The sequence below is a fragment of the Pseudoalteromonas sp. S554 genome (genome assembly GCF_005930865.1).
GTDB lineage: Bacteria > Pseudomonadota > Gammaproteobacteria > Enterobacterales > Alteromonadaceae > Pseudoalteromonas > Pseudoalteromonas marina.
The window spans coordinates 20945-40041 of the sequence record NZ_PNDV01000008.1 but is presented as its reverse complement, the minus strand read 5'-3'; the positions used below and the strand labels follow the sequence as shown (position 1 = coordinate 40041).

Sequence of the window (19097 nt, the reverse complement as noted above, 5' to 3'; positions counted from 1 at the left end):
CCTTATAAGCAACTGTTTAAGCTTTGGTAATTAGTTTTTTACCCATTTAATATTGGTTTCTTTAATACCTAAACCTTGCTTGAATCTCTCAGGAAACTCTAATGAGGGCTTACCAGCCCATCCTCTCTCAAGGTATAAATTGTAGCCGTCATCATTTTTTTCATATTTAACAGCGGACAACCAAATACCATCCCAATCACCTAAAAAATCCAGTTCGGCTAAAGTGTTTGGATATACGCCATTGCGGGTTTTATGTAGTTCAATGAGAGAAATAGCAGATACAAAGTTTTGCGTACCAAACCTTTCATCGGCTCCAGGTACTTCAAAATCACACCCGGCTAGTAATAAGATAAATAAAAGACTAAATACGTACTTTCTCATTAAAAGTAACTCCTAACTTTGTTTAAACATTGCGAACAATTGAAGCGCCGTAAAAAACTCAACCAAGCTACTTCAAACTTTCTGAGCGACGTTGTAAAAAAGAACATAATTTTTATTTTAACGGCGGTGGTATTGCTATGATCGCTTCTGGCCGATTTGCTCTGAGCAACTCTTTTAAATTTAACTGTATTCTTTCACCACACATCACAATTCCTTTTTTGTCCTGTGTTGTTGAGTAACCGAGTACTATATTTAGTAAATCTAATTCTTCAGGATTAACTTGAAAAAAAGCTTTGTAATAACCTTTATAACTATTAGCTTCAGTAAAGTTTAAGTCTCCTAAGAAAGTATCTTTTATCACTAGAGTAAATGACGTTAAATAATAATTATTAAACATTTCAGGTACATATACATTATAGCCTGTAACGTTACCTACGCTATAGTCTTCATTTATTGCAAAAGATGCGAGTTGACCTAGTTCATCATCACCGCAGGCGAATAATGAGTTAGTCCAGAAAAAACATATAACTAAAAGTGCTCGCATTTAAGTCCAATATAACAGCTTTGTTAAGAGGCATTTTTGCAAACGTCCCTATTGTGTGGACTTCTATTAGTATCAAATAGCGCAAGTTTTTGCCAATTAAAAATATTTGGCTGTAAGTGGCTGCTTATTTATAAGAAGAGCCGATTATTCGAGGTCTTATTTGGGCAGGGGTATTTTAAATTTTACAGGGTGATTGGTAGCTCACCACAGCTTGCTGATTGAAGTATAAATTTATCCCCAACACAGCAAGCTCGTTTTACACCATATTAAAACTCATCTAAACCCTAGTGGTGGTGCCCACCTTGAATCGCTTCACCTTGCTGGTTATAAAACCCTGTTGCACCGTGCTCTATAAAACCTAGGTTTATCATTTTTGCTAAAAACGGGTCGTTTTCGTTATCGCCAATGTCGGCGTAATCGGTGGTTTGAAAGCGGTCCCACTGTGCAAATTGCAAAGTAACTTGCTGCTTGTTGTAGCTTACGTTATTTAAGCTTAGTAACGTGATTGCTTGGTTTTTTGTGTTGTTTACACTAAAAGATTTAACAAGCTGGGTTTGGCTATAAAAAGCAAGTGTGTAGGTATTTTCACCCTCTTGGTAGGTGTAGTTTTTTACCTCATCACAGCCTGTGCCTTGCGTTTTTGTAAGGGTCATTTTTTTAATTAAGTGATTATCCACCAGCTGATTTTTAGCACTCCAATTTTGTACGCCGCGCACTTCCGATGGCTGATACTCAATACCGCGTTGTTGGGCATTAAAATAACGTATTGGACGAATTTGTTTATTAGCTAAATGTTGCCACAGCTCAGTAGTAACATCGCTTTGATGTGCGACTTGCTGGTTATTACGCCAAAGTGTAAGTACCTGACTACTTTGCTTATTTTTGTGGGTGTTGGTAATTGTGTAGTCGGCTTTTAAATACTGGCTATTTAGGTTGCACTGAGTGGCAACTGCGCTGGCGCTTGTTAGTGTGGCAACCAACATGGTTGCGAGTAATGATAATGCTGTTTTCATGGTGCTCTCTATATTTAACGTCACTGTTATTGCCATAACATAACCACTAACAATGGCATTTTTATGACATAAAAAAGCCCGCAAAATAATGCGGGCTTTTAATAGGCTCTATTTACTGAGCCACTGTTTCATCGGCTGTTTTAACTAGGTCTGCGGCAAAGTCCATTACATGGAATAAAAAGCTTTGCTCGTTTGTGCCTGTTACTAAATGTGCACCTGGGCCCATTGCGTAAACACCTACATCTTCACCCGCGTGGGTTTCTGAACTAAGTGGTACTAACGACTCTTGGTGAAAGCCCGGTGTGGTTGTATCAACATTTGTTAAATCAACACGCCCTGTAACCGGTGCAGCTAAGTAAGAAGCGTCGGCATTGGTTTCATCGCCTAAGTCTCTGTAGCCTAAACCATTGGTGTAACCTACTGTAGTATATGGCATGTCGTCGGCTGCAAGGCTTGGCTCGGTTTGGCCAACTGCAACCACTTTACCTAATATTGGGTTACCACGTTTTGGGTAGCCTGCAATAGTAAATACATGGCTGTGATCGGCAGTCACCACAATCAGCGTTTCTTCTGGGTTAGTGCTGTCCATAGCGGCTTTAACGGCTTTAGCAAATTCAATGGTGTCGTTAAGCGCGTTGTATGCATTGCCTGCGTGGTGTGCGTGATCTATTCGCCCGGCCTCTACCGATAAGAAAAAGCCGTTTTCGTTGTTGTTAAGCACGTTGATTGCTTTTTCAGTCATTTGTGAAAGCGAAGGCTCGCCCGCTACATCGTTTGCACGGTCAGCTTCGTATTGCATGTGAGATTCGTTAAATAAACCAAACACCTTTGTAGCATCGTCGCTAATTGCATCAAACCCTGTTTGGTCCATTACGTAGTTGCCATTAGGGTAAGTAGCTTGCCACTCGGTTACTAAGTTACGGCCATCGGTACGATCCCCTTCAACTGCGCTGATTGCATCGCTTGAATTAGCCGCGGCATCTTTTGGTAAAAAGTGACGACGACCGCCACCCATTACTACGTCAATACCATCTACATCAATGCCCGCAAAGCGTGCTTCTAGGTTAGCTTCAAAGTTAACAAGTTGCGATGCAATGTCTTCACATGCGTCTGAACCTGCTGGCATATCAGAGTTATCTTCCCAGTTACGATCAGCCGACTTAGCATACGTTGCCGCGGGTGTTGCGTGAGTAATACGCGCCGTTGAAATAAGGCCTGTTGCTTTACCTGCTATTTCAGCAAGCTCAAGCGAGGTGACCAGCTCATTACCTGCAACAGTTGAACAAACACCGCGCTCAATGTCTTCGTCTACACCGATTACGCCAACATCAGTTTTAACGCCTGACACCATCGCCGTCATTGTGCCTGCTGAATCAGGTGTTTGTGCATCTACGTTGTACGTTTTAACAAAGCCTGAGTAAGGCATGGTTTCAAAACTAAGTTGGTAGTCTTCACCCATGCCGCCTTCAAGCTGACCCGCTAAAATACGTGCAGCCGTAACGGTAGAAATACCCATACCGTCGCCTACAAATAAAATAACATTTTTCGCCTTGCCCGACTCTGTAACCGCCTCGTTATTAGCTTGCTGCGTTGCTGATAGCTTTGTTTGCGCGTCGCTATACCAAGCATTACCTGTAAGGTTAGCTAATTGCTCTGTAGTTAGCGACGTTGCCGGCGCATTACACACTAGGTTAGATGAGTTAACTTCGTCGCTATCGAGTTCGCCATTTTCGTTTGTATCTACGCCCACTTGGGTTTCTACACCGCCATTAATACATTGCGCTGAGCCCACGGCTATGGCGTTGTCTACTGCGATAATGTTGTTATCACTTTTATCGTCATCACTTGAACAACCCGCTAGCGCGACCATTACTGCTAAAGAAAGTACTGTTAATTTTTTCATGTTCGCCGCCATTATTGCTGAGTTAATTCAAGAGCTTGGTTAATTAGATGAAATACAACGTTTTGCTCAATAACGCCTTGAGCAAGTTGTGCACCAGGGCCTTTAGCATGCAATGAAATATCTTCACCAGCATGCGTTTCAGAACCCAGTGGTACGGTTGTTTCTTGGTGAAAACCTGGGGTTGTTGTGTCAACACCATTTAACTCAACGCGCCCAGCTACTGGGCCGCTTAAGTAGGTTGCATCAGCGTTTGTTTCATCACCTAGGTCTCTAAAACCTAAACCATTTGCATAACCTACCGTAGTGTATGGCATGTTATCGGCAGCAAGGCTTGGCGCTGTTTGGCCTACGGCCACTACTTGGCCTAAAATTGGGTTACCGCGCTTAGGGTAACCAGCAATAGTAAATACGTGGCTGTGATCGGCTGTGACTAAAATAAGGGTTTCTTCTGGGTTGGTATTATCGATTGCTGCTTGAACTGCATTGGCAAATTCAATGGTGTCGTTAAGTGCGTTGTAAGCATTGCCTGCGTGGTGCGCATGATCAATACGGCCCGACTCAACCGTTAAGAAAAAGCCATTGTCGTTTTTACCCAGCACGTCGATTGCTTTTGTGGTCATTTCGGTCAGTGATGGCTCGCCTGCTACGTCGTTTGCTCGGTCAGCTTCGTATTGCATGTGCGATTCGTTAAATAAGCCAAATACTTTCGTAGCGTCATCGGCAATAGCATCAAACCCTGCTTGGTCCATGACGTACGTTGCATTTGGGTATTGTGTTTGCCACTCAGTGACAAGGTTACGCTCATCGGTACGATCGCCTTCAACGGCGCTTGTCGCATCGCTTGAATTAGCCGCAGCATCTTTTGGTAAAAAGTGACGACGACCGCCACCCATTACAAAATCAAGGCCGTCTACGTCGGTACCTAAAAAGCGCGCTTCTAGGTTTTTTTCAAAGTTAACCAGTTGAGATGCAATATCTTCACAGGCTTCTGACCCTTCTGGCATATCTGAAATGTCTTCCCAGTTACGGTCTGCCGATTTAGCATACGTGGCCGCTGGCGTTGCATGGGTAATACGCGCTGTAGAAATAACCCCTGTTGCTAGGCCTTTAATTTCAGCTAGTTCTGTTGCGGTTAAAAGCTCGTTACCCGATACAGTTGAACACACACCGCGCTCAATGTCTTCGTCTACACCAATTACGCCTACATCAGTTTTAACACCTGAGATCATTGCGGTCATTGTGCCTGCAGAATCCGGCGTTTGCGCATCTACGTTATACGTTTTAACTTGCGCAGAATACGGGAACTCTTCAAAGCTCAAATAGCCTTCTTCACCTGGGTTGCCTGCTCGTTGGCCTTTTAAAATACGTGCTGCCGTTAGGGTAGAAATACCCATGCCGTCACCCACAAATAAAATTACGTTTTTTGCTTTTGTAACTTGTGCACTTTGTGCCTGAGTATTTTTAGTAGCTAACGTAGTTTGTGCGTTTGTATACCAGTTATTGTCTGTTTGGCTTTGTGGTAATACATTGGCATGACTTGCAGCGCTTAACATAAATGTTAGCCCAACCGCCGCAGCGACTTTTTTAATTTTCATCCTTTATTATTCCCATTATGTAGTGGTTATTTTTTCTTGAAGCTAAAACCTCAAATAAGTAACCGCTGCACTATAGAAAATACATATGACTAATAAAGGACGTTTTAATGAAGAAAAAGTGACCAAAGATTTACAAAAATAAGACACAAAAAAGCGCAGCGGTTTAACGCTACGCTTGTTGTTATACAAGGGAAAATTTTTTAACTATTAAAAACGCGCCTTAAACGACACACCAAAGTAGCGCTCTGCATCACGCGGTATTTGGTAACGGAAATTATCGCCACTGTAGGTTGTTGCATAGCTTTCGTCTGTTAGGTTTTTAGCAATAAGCGATACTCTAAAGGCATCGTCTTGTTGCTGATTGATGTACTAACAAGCCGTTGCTTCAAAGTCTGGCTCACGTAATTCAAATGCATTTAAGGGGCTTCTTAACCAAACACTAACTGTTCATAAGACACTAGTTAAACTACTGTAATTCCCATATCAACGTAAATAAACTTAAGTTAAGTTACCCACTAAATTTACAATATACTCGCTGCTGATGTGGCCACCAGCGATACACCACTTAAGCCGAGCAATGTAATTGCTATTATATAAACCCATTTTGCATCAACGTAATCGGTTAATTTACGGGCAAAATGTGTAACTAAAAGCACAAGAGGTATTGCCGCTGCAATTAAAAACATAATGTCGGGTTCAGGTAAGGTGCCAAATGTTGCAATACCTACACGCACTAAGCCGCTAATGGTAAATACAGCAAGCAATGTGCTGCGTATGGCCTCAATAGACCAACTTTGTTTATAGCACTGAAAAACCAGCGGTGGTCCCGAGGTTGAAAACAGCCCGCCCAACAAACCACTTAAGCCGCCTGCGATTAAAAATGAGCTACGCCCGCTCTTCTTATTAACTTTTTCACGGCCAACTAGCATTAAGCCACAACACAGCAAAATACTAATTCCTAAAATAAAGTTTAAAAGCTGCGTTAAATGCGCCGACATATATTCAAGCAAAACAAACCCTAGCAAGATTAGCGGAATACCCGTATGCAGCATCAGTTTTAGTTCGGGGATTTTTACCGCATTGCGGTTTTTAATCACCACAATGGTTGAGTTAACAAGCCCTAACAGACTTACTAAAAACGTGGTTGCCGTTAATGGTAATACATCTAAGAGCGTAAAACTGGCAACCCAAAACCAAACCCACTAAGCGTTTGCATTATTGTGGCAATGCCAAGACAAAGCGCCATAAGCAATATGAGTTCTAACGAGATACTGAGCATCTTAAATTTCCTAGATATGCGCTATTGTAGCGTAACAAATTGTTTTTAATAACAATGTAAATGTAAGCTGTATTGCAATAGCTCATAATTAATTGGGCTTACGCAAAGATGCGCAAAAAGTACCACCTATGTTATAACTACAGGTGGATTGAATTTAACGGTAAATAACAATGAGTAACTCTATGTTTGATCACAAATTAAGTGGCCCAAGCTTGGCTTTTCAACCACTTTACTTACAAGTGGCTGATTATATTAAACAGCTCGTTGTTGAAAGACGCTGGGTACCTGGCGAATCATTACCTAGCGAGTTTCGCCTTGCTGAAGAATTTAATGTAAGCCAAGGCACTGTTCGTAAAGCCCTTAACTTACTAACCGACGATAAAATAGTCACCCGCCGTCAAGGTGTTGGTACCTTTGTATCTGAGCATACTGCGCAAGACGCACTGTTTAGATTTTTCCCGCTTCAGGCCGATGGTAAAGGTGCAGACTTACCCAAGGCAGAGCTTCTATCGGTTGAGCTATGCCCCGCAACACACGATGTTATCGATGCCTTACAACTTAATAAAAAAGACAAAGTAACCAAGCTTGTGCGTAGGCGTATTCTTGATAACGAATTTTGTATGAGCGAGACTATATACCTTCCACAAAGCTACTTTCCTGATATACATCAAATTAGCGATATTCCGCATACATTGTACCACTACTACCAAACCAAATTTAATCAAACCGTACATAAAACCCAAGACAGTATTAAAGCGGTATTAGCCGACGAAACTGATGCAAAAATGCTCGCAATTAAAACTGGCGAACCACTGTTATTAGTGTCACGCATTACCGAATCAATTGAAGGTAAACGCATAGAATACCGCCAAAGCAAGTGCCGTAGCGATCATTACCATTACCAAATCCAACTTGATTAATAAACCGCGCTTTAACTGCTAATAACTAGGGTGTGTTGATCTTTGTGGATTGAAGTTTGTTGAATATAATGGCGATTTAATCGCGGCGTGAGGTTTGTAACCTAGTAAGCGCGATAACTGCTTCTTCATTAATCTACTGACTCGTACCTACGTAATAATAAGTAAAAACGGCGCAACAAAGAGTAAACTACCCTAGGCTAAAAAATAAAATGACAATAAAGCTTGGTGTATTATCAAACATGCTGTTATCCTGCTCGGCATCGGGTTGATGAAAACCCAATTTATTTGTAAGTACCTCGTTGATATTAGTAATAATCCTTCGCGTTATCCTCAGTTAAATGCACGTTTTCTTCCTGTTAAATTGCCTATTTAGGGCACACTTTTATTTATTTTTAGGATCTATTATGTCTAATACAACAACTGGTACAGTTAAATTTTTTAATGAAGCAAAAGGTTTTGGTTTTATCGAGCAAGAGTCTGGCCCTGATGTGTTTGCACATTTCAGCGCAATCTCTGGCGACGGTTTTAAAACCCTTGCTGAAGGCCAACGTGTACAGTTTACTGTTACTCAAGGTCAAAAAGGCCCACAGGCTGAGAACATTGTTAGCATCTAATTGCTAAACAATTAAATGGGTTAGCAATAACCCATTTTGAATACTAGTTTGAAAGAAGTTTTGTTTTATTTGTTAGTACCCCGTTGTTTTAGTAATAATCCTGCGCGTTATCCTCAAGTTAACTATTTTTTCCGGCTCAATCGCCTCTTTTCAGGCACACTTATATTAATTTTTTAGGATACATATTATGTCTACTACAACTACTGGTTCAGTAAAATGGTTTAACGAAGCAAAAGGTTTTGGTTTTATCGAGCAAGAGTCTGGCCCTGATGTGTTTGCACATTTTAGCGCAATCTCTGGCGACGGTTTTAAAACACTTGCTGAAGGCCAACGTGTACAGTTTACTGTTACTCAAGGTCAAAAAGGCCCACAAGCTGAAAACATTGTTAGCATTTAACATGTTTTAAATAAATGCGTTTTTTAACGCATTTATTACCCCCTTAATTACCTCTTATAAGTATTAGTAAAACCCCTTCAAACATTTATTTCAGTCTTGCTTGAGCATAACTCCTGTATTGCCTACAATAGCGCACAATATATTCTATGCAGATCCCTATTATGACTGATACAAACAAACCTGAATTACCAGATCAACTTTCTATTAATCCACGCAGCAAATTTTATGTAGAAGAAGTGTTTGAACATGAAATTGGTATTACACTAAATGGCAAAGAACGTTTTGACGTTGAAGAATACAGCATTAGCGAAGGTTGGATTAAAGTAGCAGCACCTAAAGCGTTAGATCGCCGCGGTCAGCCATTGCTTATGAAAGTAAAAGGCAAGGTAGAAGCGTTTTACAAATAAGCTAATCCTTATTTAAAAGTAAGCGACTCCTCTAGGCAGTCGCTTTTTTTGTGTCTATTAAAAAGTATTGAGCTATTTTCATGTTAAACCTGATGAAGTTTCACTATATTTTTAAGCAAAACATGCTTGAATGACGTCATATTGTATAGAACAACGGAAGCTTATTATGAAAAAAGTAATTATTTTAGATGGTGGCATGGGCCGCGAACTTAAACGCATTGGCGCTCCGTTTACGCAACCTCTTTGGAGTGCACAGGCACTTATAGAAGCGCCACACTTTGTTACTCAAGCACACTCTGGGTTTATAGATGCTGGCGCTGAAGTAATTACTGTAAATAGTTACGCCTGTGTACCGTTTCATTTAGGCGAACCGCTTTATGATGCACAGGGTGCCGAGCTTGCTAACCAAGCTGCAATCATTGCAAAAAAAGCGGCTCAAAGTGCAAATAAAAATATACTGGTAGCAGGTTCGCTTCCTCCGGTATTTGGCTCTTACCGCCCGGAGCTATTTGAACGTAAGCGTGGTTTTACTATTTTAAATACACTTTATGAAGCACAAAACGAGTATGTAGATTTATGGATTGGCGAAACTATTTCTAGCATTGAAGAAGCACAAGTAATGGCAAGCGTACTTAAAAATTCAAACAAACCATGCTATTACGCATTTACCTTAAATGATGAAGTTAGCGAACTAGCAACCCTGCGCTCAGGCGAATTTGTAACTGACGCCGTAACTGAACTGCTTGATCACAATGTTGAAGGTATTTTATTTAATTGCTCGATCCCCGAAGTAATAGAACAAGCCTTAATAGATACTAATAAGGTATTGTCGAAGCTTAATAAAACCGTGGCTTTGGGCGCCTTTGCAAACGGCTTTACGCCTATTGCCCACGACTATCAAGCCAATCAAGGATCGCAAGCGTATCGTGATATTTCACCTTCAGAATACCTAGGCTTTGCAAAAAAGTGGCACGCTCTGGGTGCAACTGTTATTGGGGGTTGCTGTGGTATAGGCCCAGAGTTTATTGAAGTGCTGGTAAACTGGAAGCAGGAACTTGAAAGCGCTTAAGCTTTTAGTGCCCTTTAGGGCTTATTGGCTGCACCAATCGTGTTAAGTTATTAGGCATTTATAGCGACAGATAAATAGCGTGATAACAAGGCATAAATATCGACATGTAGTTGTTCTACATGAGAAATTCATAACGCTGTTAGCGCTCTATTTAGCACGCTAGAATGATTAAATATTTGAGTCGATCGGTGTTATTCCCAACACCCAATCAAGCCCTTGTATTGCAGTAGTAGGAAATGCGGTTGCATGGCTCGCCCCTTCAATAACAACACTTTTTAATTGTATGTTGTCACTGTTAAGTGCATTAATTTTTTGTACCAATAGCTTGGTACCCTCAACCATATTTTGCCCTTCACCAAAAGCTGGGATTTCCTTTGCTCCCACCGATATATAAACCTTTGTAGGCACTTTAGGTTTATTTGCTTGTAGCGCTAAAATTACGTTGCTATCAAACCAAACAGACGGGCTACCAATAATATAATGGCTAAATAAATCGGGTTCTTTAAATAAAACAGTGGCACCAAATAAGCCGCCTAGCGAGTTACCTATGTAGATTTTTTGTGTGTGACTTGCTCGGTAGTTTTGCTCAATATAAGGGAAAACGGTGTTTTTAATAAACTTAATGTGCCCTTGCGCATTACCTGTTTGTTTTTTCCAATCCTTTGCAAAGGTAGGTGTGTAGTCTCTAATTCGACTAGCTGATCCAATAGACCCTTTTTCATAACCAATGGCAACAATAATTGCTTGCTGCATTTTGCCGCTATTCATAGGAAACCGTGTAGCCCCTGCCACTATAGGAAAGGTATACGGCGCATCGGTTAAATAAATAACTGGGTATGTTTTATCTGGCTTATTTTTATATGACTTAGGGAGTTGAATAAAAACAGGGTAAACACGCTTACTAGAAGGTTCTGTTAGCTGAATAACGCTACTTCTAGGAATTTCATATGGCGTATTTGCACTTAATTTAAAACAAGTTAATACACCAAGTAATAATAACAACTTTAAAAAGGAATTAGTTTTCATATTGGGAATCGATTCTTTTTAATTCGCTTCGCACAGGGAGGTTTTCGGGTTGGATTAAATCCCAAACCAAGCCTAGTTTTTCTAGCTTTTTAAGTACTAGCCAGCCAACATCTAATTGACCTTTTTCTAATGCAAAATTGGCTGAACCAGGAAATGCGTGGTGGTTGTTATGATAACTTTCACCCATTGTTAGCAACGCAGCAAAAGGGACGTTATAACCTTGAATACACGCTTGGTTTACATGCCAATGCCTTTGACCAATATTATGGGCCAAATAACCTATCAGCCAATGGCCTATAATTGAGATGCTTACTCTCACGCATATACCCCAAATAACCCAAGATATACCTCCTAACAACAATAGTAAAAACGCTAAAGGGAGCTGTTGTAACATCCACGTTTTATCCATCCAACTATACACTCGACTTTCTATTACCTTAGTTTCTATATTAAATGTAGGTGAATTATTTAATCTAATATCGTAAAAGAGTTGCCAACAAAAGTCTTTCCACATAGGTTGCTTATGGCCAAAGTAATCATGACACTCAGGTTGGCGCTGCGCCCAGTCGCGCATATCATGGGTTTTAATCATACCAATTGGCCCAGCTAAACCCACAACGACACCCAAGTGTACAAAAAAGTATTCAAGCCAAAGCGGGCATTTATAACTCTTATGTATAAGCCTGCGATGCATACCCAATGAGTGCCCCAAACACAAAATGATGCTCGTCGTTGCAATAAATACCAGCAGCGCACTGATTGAAAATGTGTACCACCCACCTAAAACGGCAGTTAATAGCATACCGCCAACCCATAACACCTTTATTGGAGATAAAACTACATCCCCGACGCTAGCATTACTTTGCTCACTAGTTATAACTCTTTCATTAATATACATTGCAGCCCTAAGTTGTTTCAGGAATAAATAATTCACTTAAGAGCATATCTGCGGTTTGCCCAATAGCATATTTTTGTATTGGGCCAAAATACCAAGCTGGGTCTAAAAATCGATGATAATAAATAGTCAGCATCACTTTTGTATTTTCATTATCTACTTTTATAAACCGGATCTCGGTCCCTTTTAGCTTTAGATAATTACCTATGTAGCTTGTATCTTCTAAAAAGGTGGTACGAATATAGTCATCTTCAACTTGAGTTAACTCAAGTTTCATATGCCCTTTGTGGGTATTTGTTACAAACCAACGATGATAAGTAAAATCAATATTATGTACATCTCCTGCTGATAATGTACCTGCATCTATATTGTTGGGCATAGGGAATAAACTTAACAGCCAATTACGCTCTATATTTAAATGCATTGGCTCAATAAGCTTATTTTTTATTTCTTCTGGGGTGGCGCTGATAACTATATTTTTAGTTATTGAATATTCTCTTTCAAAGCTAGTACTTGGCACTACACCTTCAAATGCGCTTAAAAAAATAACGACAGGTAAGATATGAGCGTAATATGACCCTTTGTTTCTACTCTTTAAATAGCAGGATAGAAGCTGAAATAAGTACATGAGAAATAATATGCCAAAGTAAATTGGCATAAACATGATCACACATACAAAGCCTTCAAACAAAACAACCGACGTGCCAAGCATAACGATTAGCGACCACAAGACTAAGTGTCCGTAATACCTATTTAAGCTTGGTTTTTCAGGTTTTTTAACTATGTATAGTAAAGCAACGGATACAAAAAAAGGGACGCCAACATAGAGCAAAGCGGTTCGGTCAAAGTTATAAGACATTAGTGCACGAATTAGCAGCGAACAAACACCTATCAATAGTAGGATTGAAATATTTCTGCGCCGTTTACTTATATGACTAGGAGCTTTATTTTTCTGTGTTTTTACCATTACATACCCTGCATATTTTAATTTGCTATGAATACGTAATAATTGGTTTTATACCAAATAAACATGATCCATATGCCATTTTTATATTTCCAAAAAGCCTCTACTTAATGTGACTTGCAACCTATAAAAACCTAAATACACAGTTAAAGCAAGAAATTAAAGACAATAAAAAAGACGCAAATGCGCCTTTTTAAAAATATAATATGCTGATAATTATAAGCAATTACTATAAAACCTTACTTAGAACGGTTTCGCCAACCACTCCATGCATCATCTTCTGGGTTAACTTTGTTTTTCTTCTTTTTCTTACCTGTGCCTGCAGGCTTTGCCATTGGCTTGTCGTTTTTAAGCGCATCAGCTGCATCAAGGTTTGCTTGGTTAACTGCAAAACCGGTTACTTCTTCTCGCTCTAAGCGCAGTTTGTTTTTCTTTTCGATTATTTTAAAGTGATGAAAGTCTTCATAATCAATTAACGATAACGCTAAACCCACTTCACCGGCACGGCCGCTTCGGCCAATACGGTGCATGTAATCGGCGGGGCTACGCGGTAAGTTAAAGTTAATAACAACAGGCAGTTTGGCAATATCTAAACCACGGGCTGCTATATCAGTGGCTATAAGTACTTCGATTTCGCCCGCTTTAAATTTTTCAATTACGCGAGTACGCTCACTTTGGCCTTTATCACCATGAAATACCTGTGCGTTAATACCACGCTTTTCAAGCTTACCCACTAAGTGCTCACAGTCTTTTTTAGCGTTTACAAAAATAAGCGCTTGGCGCCATTTGTGCTCTTTAATTAAATGCGCTAAAACCGTGGTTTTTTCGCCTTTATTAACCGTAAATACGCGCTGTACTAAGGTGCTTTCGTCTTTGCTTTGAACTTGTATTTCAACAGGGTTAGTTAACAGCTCTTGCGTTAATAGAGTGACTTGCTCTGGGAAGGTTGCTGAAAACAACATTGTTTGTTTTTTAGCAGGCATAAGCGCCAATAACTCAGTAAGTTCTTCGGTAAAGCCAAGGCTTAACATGCGGTCGGCTTCATCAAGCACTAAGGTCGTTACCTTATCGAGCTTAATCGCATTGCTTGAGATTAAATCGAGCAAGCGCCCTGGTGTTGCCACGATAATATCGGCGCCGCCGCGTAGAGCCTGCATTTGTGTATTAACCGACACACCACCAAATACCGCCACCGTTTTAATGGCGCCATTCAAGTTGGCAGAATATGATTTAACGCTATTGGCCACCTGCGTTGCAAGCTCACGGGTAGGTACCAAAATAAGCCCAGTGACAAAGTTACCTTTGTTCGCTGCTTTTTTAGCGCCTTGCTCTAAAAATAGGGTTTGCAGCATTGGTAATGCAAACGTTGCTGTTTTACCTGAGCCAGTATTTGCCCCCGCAATTAAATCGCTACCAGCAAGTACACTTGGAATCGCTTTAGCTTGAATTGGCGTAGGTTGGCTATATTCCAAATCGGTTAAACGAGCTTGTAGCTCTGGAATAAGGCCAAGATCGTTAAAGGTGCTAGGGCTTGCGGCTGAGGTCATAAAAGTTGTGGGCTTATTGCTAAAAAAGTAGCCTGTAATTTTAGCGTATTTAGCGCTTATTAAGTAGGGATTAGTGATTTAAATGTTTTCATAGGTAACAGCTGCGTGTTGTAAAGGTAACTGTAAGCGCAGGCTCTCCCTGCGCTTTATCCTTTTACATTATTGCGTTTTACTTAGCTGCGTTTGTAATCTAGCTTTTGTTTCTTTTAAGTAATGTATATATGGATATGAGTCGTCTGCTATCGTTAAAGCAAATTTCATCTGTTCAAGCGCTTGGCGAGTATCGCCTTGCATTTCATAGCCATAAGATAAGGCTGAAAACGCATCGACTGACTTTGGGTGGTTTTTTATATTGTACTTAAACACTTCAATAGCACGGGTAAATTGCTTGCTGCCCGTTAAGTTATAACCGAGTGATCTAACAGCGCGATCCGATGGCGCAATCTGCTCGCCCCATTGTTGAGATAAGCTTTGATAATAAGTATCAATAGAGGTTACATCGTCAGTTAAAGCACTTATGGGCATTTGTTTAGGCAAAAATAAGTTGTGATAGGCATTAAATGAACCAGCAACCGAAGTCAGGTTATGCGAGATACCATCAAACGCATCACTAAAGAAGCGTAAATTTGGCAAGCGATTAGATTGCAAAGCTTGCTGAAGTTCATTGTATCGCTCACGCATTATGCCTGCTTCTTCGCCTATATTAATGTAAACATAGTTATTTAGGTCTTTTGATGTATTAATAAACGCCTTAGTTGCTTTTACCGATGTACCATAGTTCCACCAAACCGCTGGGCTATAGGCAATATGCGCTTGGAAAAGATCTGGGTTAGCTTGCATTGTATAAAGTGCAAACACGCCTGCCGCAGAGGCCCCTGCAATCACATTATAATTGTGCGTACGATAACTTTTATTAATTAAGGGCATAAGTTCTTGCTCAATAAATGCTAAAAACTTTGCTGCACCACCGCCTTCACCTACCGGGCCTTGTGGCTCTTTATTAACTGTGGGGTATAAATCCCTTAAGCGATTGGTGTTTTCAATAGCGACAATAATAACCTCTGGTGCACGATTATCATTTTGCAAGCGCTCCATCACAGCACTTATAAGCGGTATGTTACCCGCGCCATCAAGGCGATAAATGACCGGATAAACTTTGTTTGGCTCAGCTTGGTAGTTCTTTGGTAGCTGGACTACAACAGTACGCTCTTCGTTTAAAACAGCCGATTTAATAGAGTGCATGAACTGAGAGTAATCTACACTTTGCTGTTTAGTGCCAGATTGTGCAAAGGCATTTTGTGAACTAAAAGCAAAAAAGCTAACAAAACAAATAACGGCTAATAAACGCATTACTAATCCTTTTGAAAATAGTGGGTTATTTAATCTAACAGGCTTTGAGGTACAAAAAAAGCCGCGTTAAGCGCCTTTTTAGTTTTAACTAACAAATGTGCACGTTAAATAATGTTCGAAACTGAGATGCTCTATAAATGTATGATCTTAAATAGAAAGTACGATCCCAGCCAATTTAAAGTGTACGCTCCCAGTTTCTACTTCTTAAAGTTCGCTACTAGATAACTTCGCAACTAAACAAAATAGGTATTAATCACTTTTTAGCTTAACTATCCGGGTAAAAGCAACTCAAAAACCTCGATGCAACCTCAGTTATGCGCACATCATTCAGCCCAGATTTTCGAAGAACTAACCACCTTGGTAGTGACATGTCGCCGCTATTTTTTAATGTATAAGTTAATCTCCTAATTTGATAGTCAGATACATCTTCTGAATATCTTCGAAGAAACTCAGCGGTTAAAGGAAGTTTATTGAATTGCTTTTCAATTGATGTGCCTTTATCCAAATGGCTCAGGTACCATTTTTGAGACTTTCTTGGGCCTTCAAGGTCATACAAATACAAATCCCTAATTTCTACTAATTGGCGAATCAGCTGAACATCTCTTTTGTGCCAGTCAACTCGTGTATTAATGTATGGTATAGGCTGTTTATATCGAAGGTTAACTTTAAGTAGCCAACCTTTATCGTGCCTGTATAGCCAAGCATATATAGCAGCTCCATTACCTGTACGAGCAATTTTAGTTCCTCTGGTTTTAACCAAATTGTACCAATCTTTTTTATAGCCTTTTAACTCCCTATCAGTGTGAGTACAACCCTTATATGTTAGTTCTTTTCCTAATTGAATTAACTTTACGCACCTTAAAATTTCAATAATATTCGCAGATTCCCCTTTAAGTGCATAAATAAAAACTAAGTGCTCAAGATAGCTGAATGACCTCCGGTGTTTTCTGGTAATGCAGTGTAGCCAACTAGATTCAGATTCACTCGGAACTAGATTCATGGCGCTAAGCCAAAACAAAGGCCAAGCTTTTAATATCGCTGATTTTATCTTTAAATAGTCGACATAATTACCCTTGCTCATACCAGCTTCGTTCACTAGTTGATGGTAGAAAGCCGTCCATTGGCTATAGCTTGCTGAAGTTTCAGATCCTTTCTCAAGCAAACCCATTACTTGATTAGCAAGCCAATAAAAACAATGAAACTCAGATGTGGTGTTCATTTTAATATCGTCGAGCGAGATAATTGATAAGGGTATATATTCATGTCGCTTAGATACTGAGTGATATGGCTGCACTGAAACTAACTTTGCTTTATGAACAAGGCAGTATTCAACTCCACTAATCTGGTGTACTCGCATCCAGTATGGCTCACCCAAAGTGTTTAATTGCTCGGAATAACATTTAGGACAACACCGAAGGTGATGTAACTTTGGAATTCTTGAGCAGGCATACCCAGAGCGTAAATGCACCGCTCCATATGATTTACCTTTCAAAAGTTCTAAACATTGTACTCGACGGTCTTCCGGCATGAATGGCGCATATAATGGAAATAGCGTGTTGTTATAAGTCAATTGTTCGCTTGAACGCAGGGTTAAAGAGTTTGTTACACTCAGAGCATTAAGTCTGGAAGGGAAGTTAATTGTCGATATTGCTGTTCGAGTATCCATTGCAAGGTCAATCAATCGCTTGGGACTGACCTCACAAAATTGCACTCTCGCTCTCGCTAAAATGCTGTATAAGAGCTCATCTGGATAAGGTTTGGGGAAATTTATCATGAAGAGTGAAATCTCCAATTGGCAATACGAGTCCAACTTCCTTGAGCATTAAGTAATAATTGTCCTCTTTTTGTTGAGATGCTATGTAACGCAAATCATCTTCAGGCAGAGTCTTCCATTGTGATTTTGATATGCGGCTAAAGTCTTTTCGCTGCATGGATTCCAATTTAGGCATTTTACGACGCTTTGGCTTTGAAGCTGGCGGCGGCAGAGGTTTAGCTGATTTATCGTATCGCTTTCCACGAGCAATGTCAGAGAAAAACGAACGGTGCTGGCTAAAGTACTTTTTCTGTACTCTCAACATTAACTCTTTAGAAATGCTTTCCATTCCCGTATTTATAGCCTCATGCAGACATCGTGCATAAAAGCGCACTGCTATTCCAACAACACCTTTACATGCGTTAAACCATATTTCTTTAAGCTCTTTATTTAGCTCAATATCCTGCGCTTTCAAGCAGTTAAACTTCCAAAGCCTAGCTGTAAATCGAGACCAGCGATCAGATAGTTCTTCGTTTTCACTTGCGAAAGCACAAAGAGGATCCCAGGTAAGCTTTTCCGAACTTATTTCATTAATGTCATAACAATCAACATCACTCGAAAGCATAACAACAGGAATTATGTCAGCAAGACCAGCTAAGTGTTCAAATAACAATTCTCGTTTATCGGTAGGCCAATTCTGAGTCGATTCTAATGAGTCAATGATCAAAGTTCCCACATTATAGGTTGTTAGAAGACTCCTCATTTTCATAAATGCAGCGCATACACTAGGGGCCACCTTCACTTCTTCATCAAACTTTTCACTTCCTAAAGCAAGCTCTAAGGCTTCTAGGAACCGGGCGCAATACTCCAATAGATTGGAAACCCCTTTCAACTCAACTTTTAAATACACGACTTGAACTTGAGAAAGCTTCCCATGCCAAACTACTTGCGGATAGAGTGATAAACAACGCTCAATTGCTGCCGTTTTACCACAGCTCTTCGGCCCTACAATGGCGGTAATATCTCGGCGCTTTTGCACTGCTGTGTCGTCATGCCAAACATGGGGATTACCGCCCATAGCTAACATTAGGTTATTAGATAAGACTCGACCTTTATTCCTAATAGGAGCCTTATTTTGATACCCGCTTTTTATCGTCAAGTCTAAGCGATCGTACAAATCAACAATCTCAGGCACTGAAACATAAAAACTATCAATTAACGACTGAACACTACTTTTCCGCCGGCTATCTTTATCTTCAGCTGTTGCCTTAATAACTTGATCATTTTTAAAATGAGCCTTTAATAAGCCCATATCTAATGTATCCCTGAGCACATCAACAAATTGATTACCGGTTGTGTCATCAGTTGAAATCAAATCTTCAGCTCGCCAAGCTTTTGCTGGTATCGTTTCAATAGGTAATGTCTGCTGTTTTTTCATAA

General features: G+C 40.1%; 17 protein-coding genes and 1 pseudogene. 5 read left to right on the top strand and 13 right to left on the bottom strand.

All coding sequences use genetic code 11. From position 1 onward, the window contains the following. Window positions 1–30: 30 nt before the first annotated feature. From CWB65_RS03900 to CWB65_RS03875, 6 genes and pseudogenes are all read right to left on the bottom strand, one after another. The gene (locus CWB65_RS03900) at window positions 31–381 is read right to left on the bottom strand and encodes a hypothetical protein (RefSeq protein ID WP_008131883.1); all 351 of its coding nucleotides are present in this window, start codon (window positions 379–381) and stop codon (window positions 31–33) included. Between the two features lie 112 nt (window positions 382–493). Then, a complete protein-coding gene (locus CWB65_RS03895; RefSeq protein WP_008131882.1) occupies window positions 494–925 on the bottom strand; it encodes a hypothetical protein in 432 nt (143 codons plus the stop codon). Window positions 926–1209: 284 nt separating this feature from the next. Beyond that, on the bottom strand, window positions 1210–1938 hold the full coding sequence (locus CWB65_RS03890; protein ID WP_033025783.1) for a hypothetical protein: 729 nt from the start codon (window positions 1936–1938) through the stop codon (window positions 1210–1212). A gap of 112 nt (window positions 1939–2050) precedes the next feature. Continuing rightward, window positions 2051–3841, bottom strand: a complete 1791-nt coding sequence (locus tag CWB65_RS03885) for an alkaline phosphatase (RefSeq protein WP_138739940.1) — start codon at window positions 3839–3841, stop codon at window positions 2051–2053. Between the two features lie 11 nt (window positions 3842–3852). After that, the gene (locus CWB65_RS03880; protein WP_138739939.1) at window positions 3853–5436 is read right to left on the bottom strand and encodes an alkaline phosphatase; all 1584 of its coding nucleotides are present in this window, start codon (window positions 5434–5436) and stop codon (window positions 3853–3855) included. A gap of 521 nt (window positions 5437–5957) precedes the next feature. Next, window positions 5958–6715, bottom strand: a pseudogene (locus tag CWB65_RS03875) (TSUP family transporter). A 170-nt stretch (window positions 6716–6885) separates the two neighbouring features. On the opposite strand from CWB65_RS03875, the gene CWB65_RS03870 reads away from it, so the two are divergent. The 5 genes from CWB65_RS03870 (at window position 6886) to CWB65_RS03850 (ending at window position 10122) form a co-directional block, all read left to right on the top strand. Continuing rightward, window positions 6886–7635, top strand: a complete 750-nt coding sequence (locus CWB65_RS03870; protein WP_008131874.1) for a GntR family transcriptional regulator — start codon at window positions 6886–6888, stop codon at window positions 7633–7635. A gap of 404 nt (window positions 7636–8039) precedes the next feature. Next, a complete protein-coding gene (locus tag CWB65_RS03865) occupies window positions 8040–8249 on the top strand; it encodes a cold-shock protein (RefSeq protein WP_006792548.1) in 210 nt (69 codons plus the stop codon). Between the two features lie 187 nt (window positions 8250–8436). Then, window positions 8437–8646, top strand: coding sequence for a cold-shock protein (locus CWB65_RS03860; RefSeq protein ID WP_006792549.1), 210 nt, complete (start codon window positions 8437–8439; stop codon window positions 8644–8646). A 161-nt stretch (window positions 8647–8807) separates the two neighbouring features. Beyond that, window positions 8808–9053, top strand: coding sequence for a DUF3297 family protein (locus tag CWB65_RS03855; RefSeq protein WP_006792550.1), 246 nt, complete (start codon window positions 8808–8810; stop codon window positions 9051–9053). A gap of 166 nt (window positions 9054–9219) precedes the next feature. After that, window positions 9220–10122, top strand: a complete 903-nt coding sequence (locus CWB65_RS03850) for a homocysteine S-methyltransferase family protein (protein ID WP_138739938.1) — start codon at window positions 9220–9222, stop codon at window positions 10120–10122. 168 nt (window positions 10123–10290) lie between these two features. Here CWB65_RS03850 and CWB65_RS03845 read toward each other — a convergent pair whose 3' ends face one another. From CWB65_RS03845 to CWB65_RS03815, 7 genes are all read right to left on the bottom strand, one after another. Next, entirely contained in the window at window positions 10291–11148 is an 858-nt protein-coding gene (locus CWB65_RS03845) for an alpha/beta hydrolase (RefSeq protein WP_138739937.1), read from the bottom strand. Then, on the bottom strand, window positions 11138–12046 hold the full coding sequence (locus CWB65_RS03840) for an acyl-CoA desaturase (protein WP_138739936.1): 909 nt from the start codon (window positions 12044–12046) through the stop codon (window positions 11138–11140). Before CWB65_RS03840 ends, CWB65_RS03845 begins: the two co-directional genes overlap by 11 nt. 7 nt (window positions 12047–12053) lie before the next feature. Then, the gene (locus CWB65_RS03835) at window positions 12054–12902 is read right to left on the bottom strand and encodes a hypothetical protein (RefSeq protein ID WP_138739935.1); all 849 of its coding nucleotides are present in this window, start codon (window positions 12900–12902) and stop codon (window positions 12054–12056) included. Window positions 12903–13246: 344 nt separating this feature from the next. Further along, the gene (locus CWB65_RS03830) at window positions 13247–14554 is read right to left on the bottom strand and encodes a DEAD/DEAH box helicase (RefSeq protein ID WP_138739934.1); all 1308 of its coding nucleotides are present in this window, start codon (window positions 14552–14554) and stop codon (window positions 13247–13249) included. A 159-nt stretch (window positions 14555–14713) separates the two neighbouring features. After that, the gene (locus tag CWB65_RS03825; RefSeq protein WP_138739933.1) at window positions 14714–15904 is read right to left on the bottom strand and encodes an alpha/beta hydrolase-fold protein; all 1191 of its coding nucleotides are present in this window, start codon (window positions 15902–15904) and stop codon (window positions 14714–14716) included. 265 nt (window positions 15905–16169) lie between these two features. Next, window positions 16170–17678, bottom strand: coding sequence for a TnsD family Tn7-like transposition protein (locus tag CWB65_RS20235; RefSeq protein WP_138739932.1), 1509 nt, complete (start codon window positions 17676–17678; stop codon window positions 16170–16172). Continuing rightward, window positions 17647–19095 (bottom strand): TniB family NTP-binding protein, encoded by a 1449-nt coding sequence (locus CWB65_RS03815; protein WP_138739931.1) that lies wholly within the window; start codon window positions 19093–19095, stop codon window positions 17647–17649. The genes CWB65_RS20235 and CWB65_RS03815 overlap by 32 nt, the downstream gene beginning before the upstream one ends. Window positions 19096–19097 lie beyond the last annotated feature (2 nt).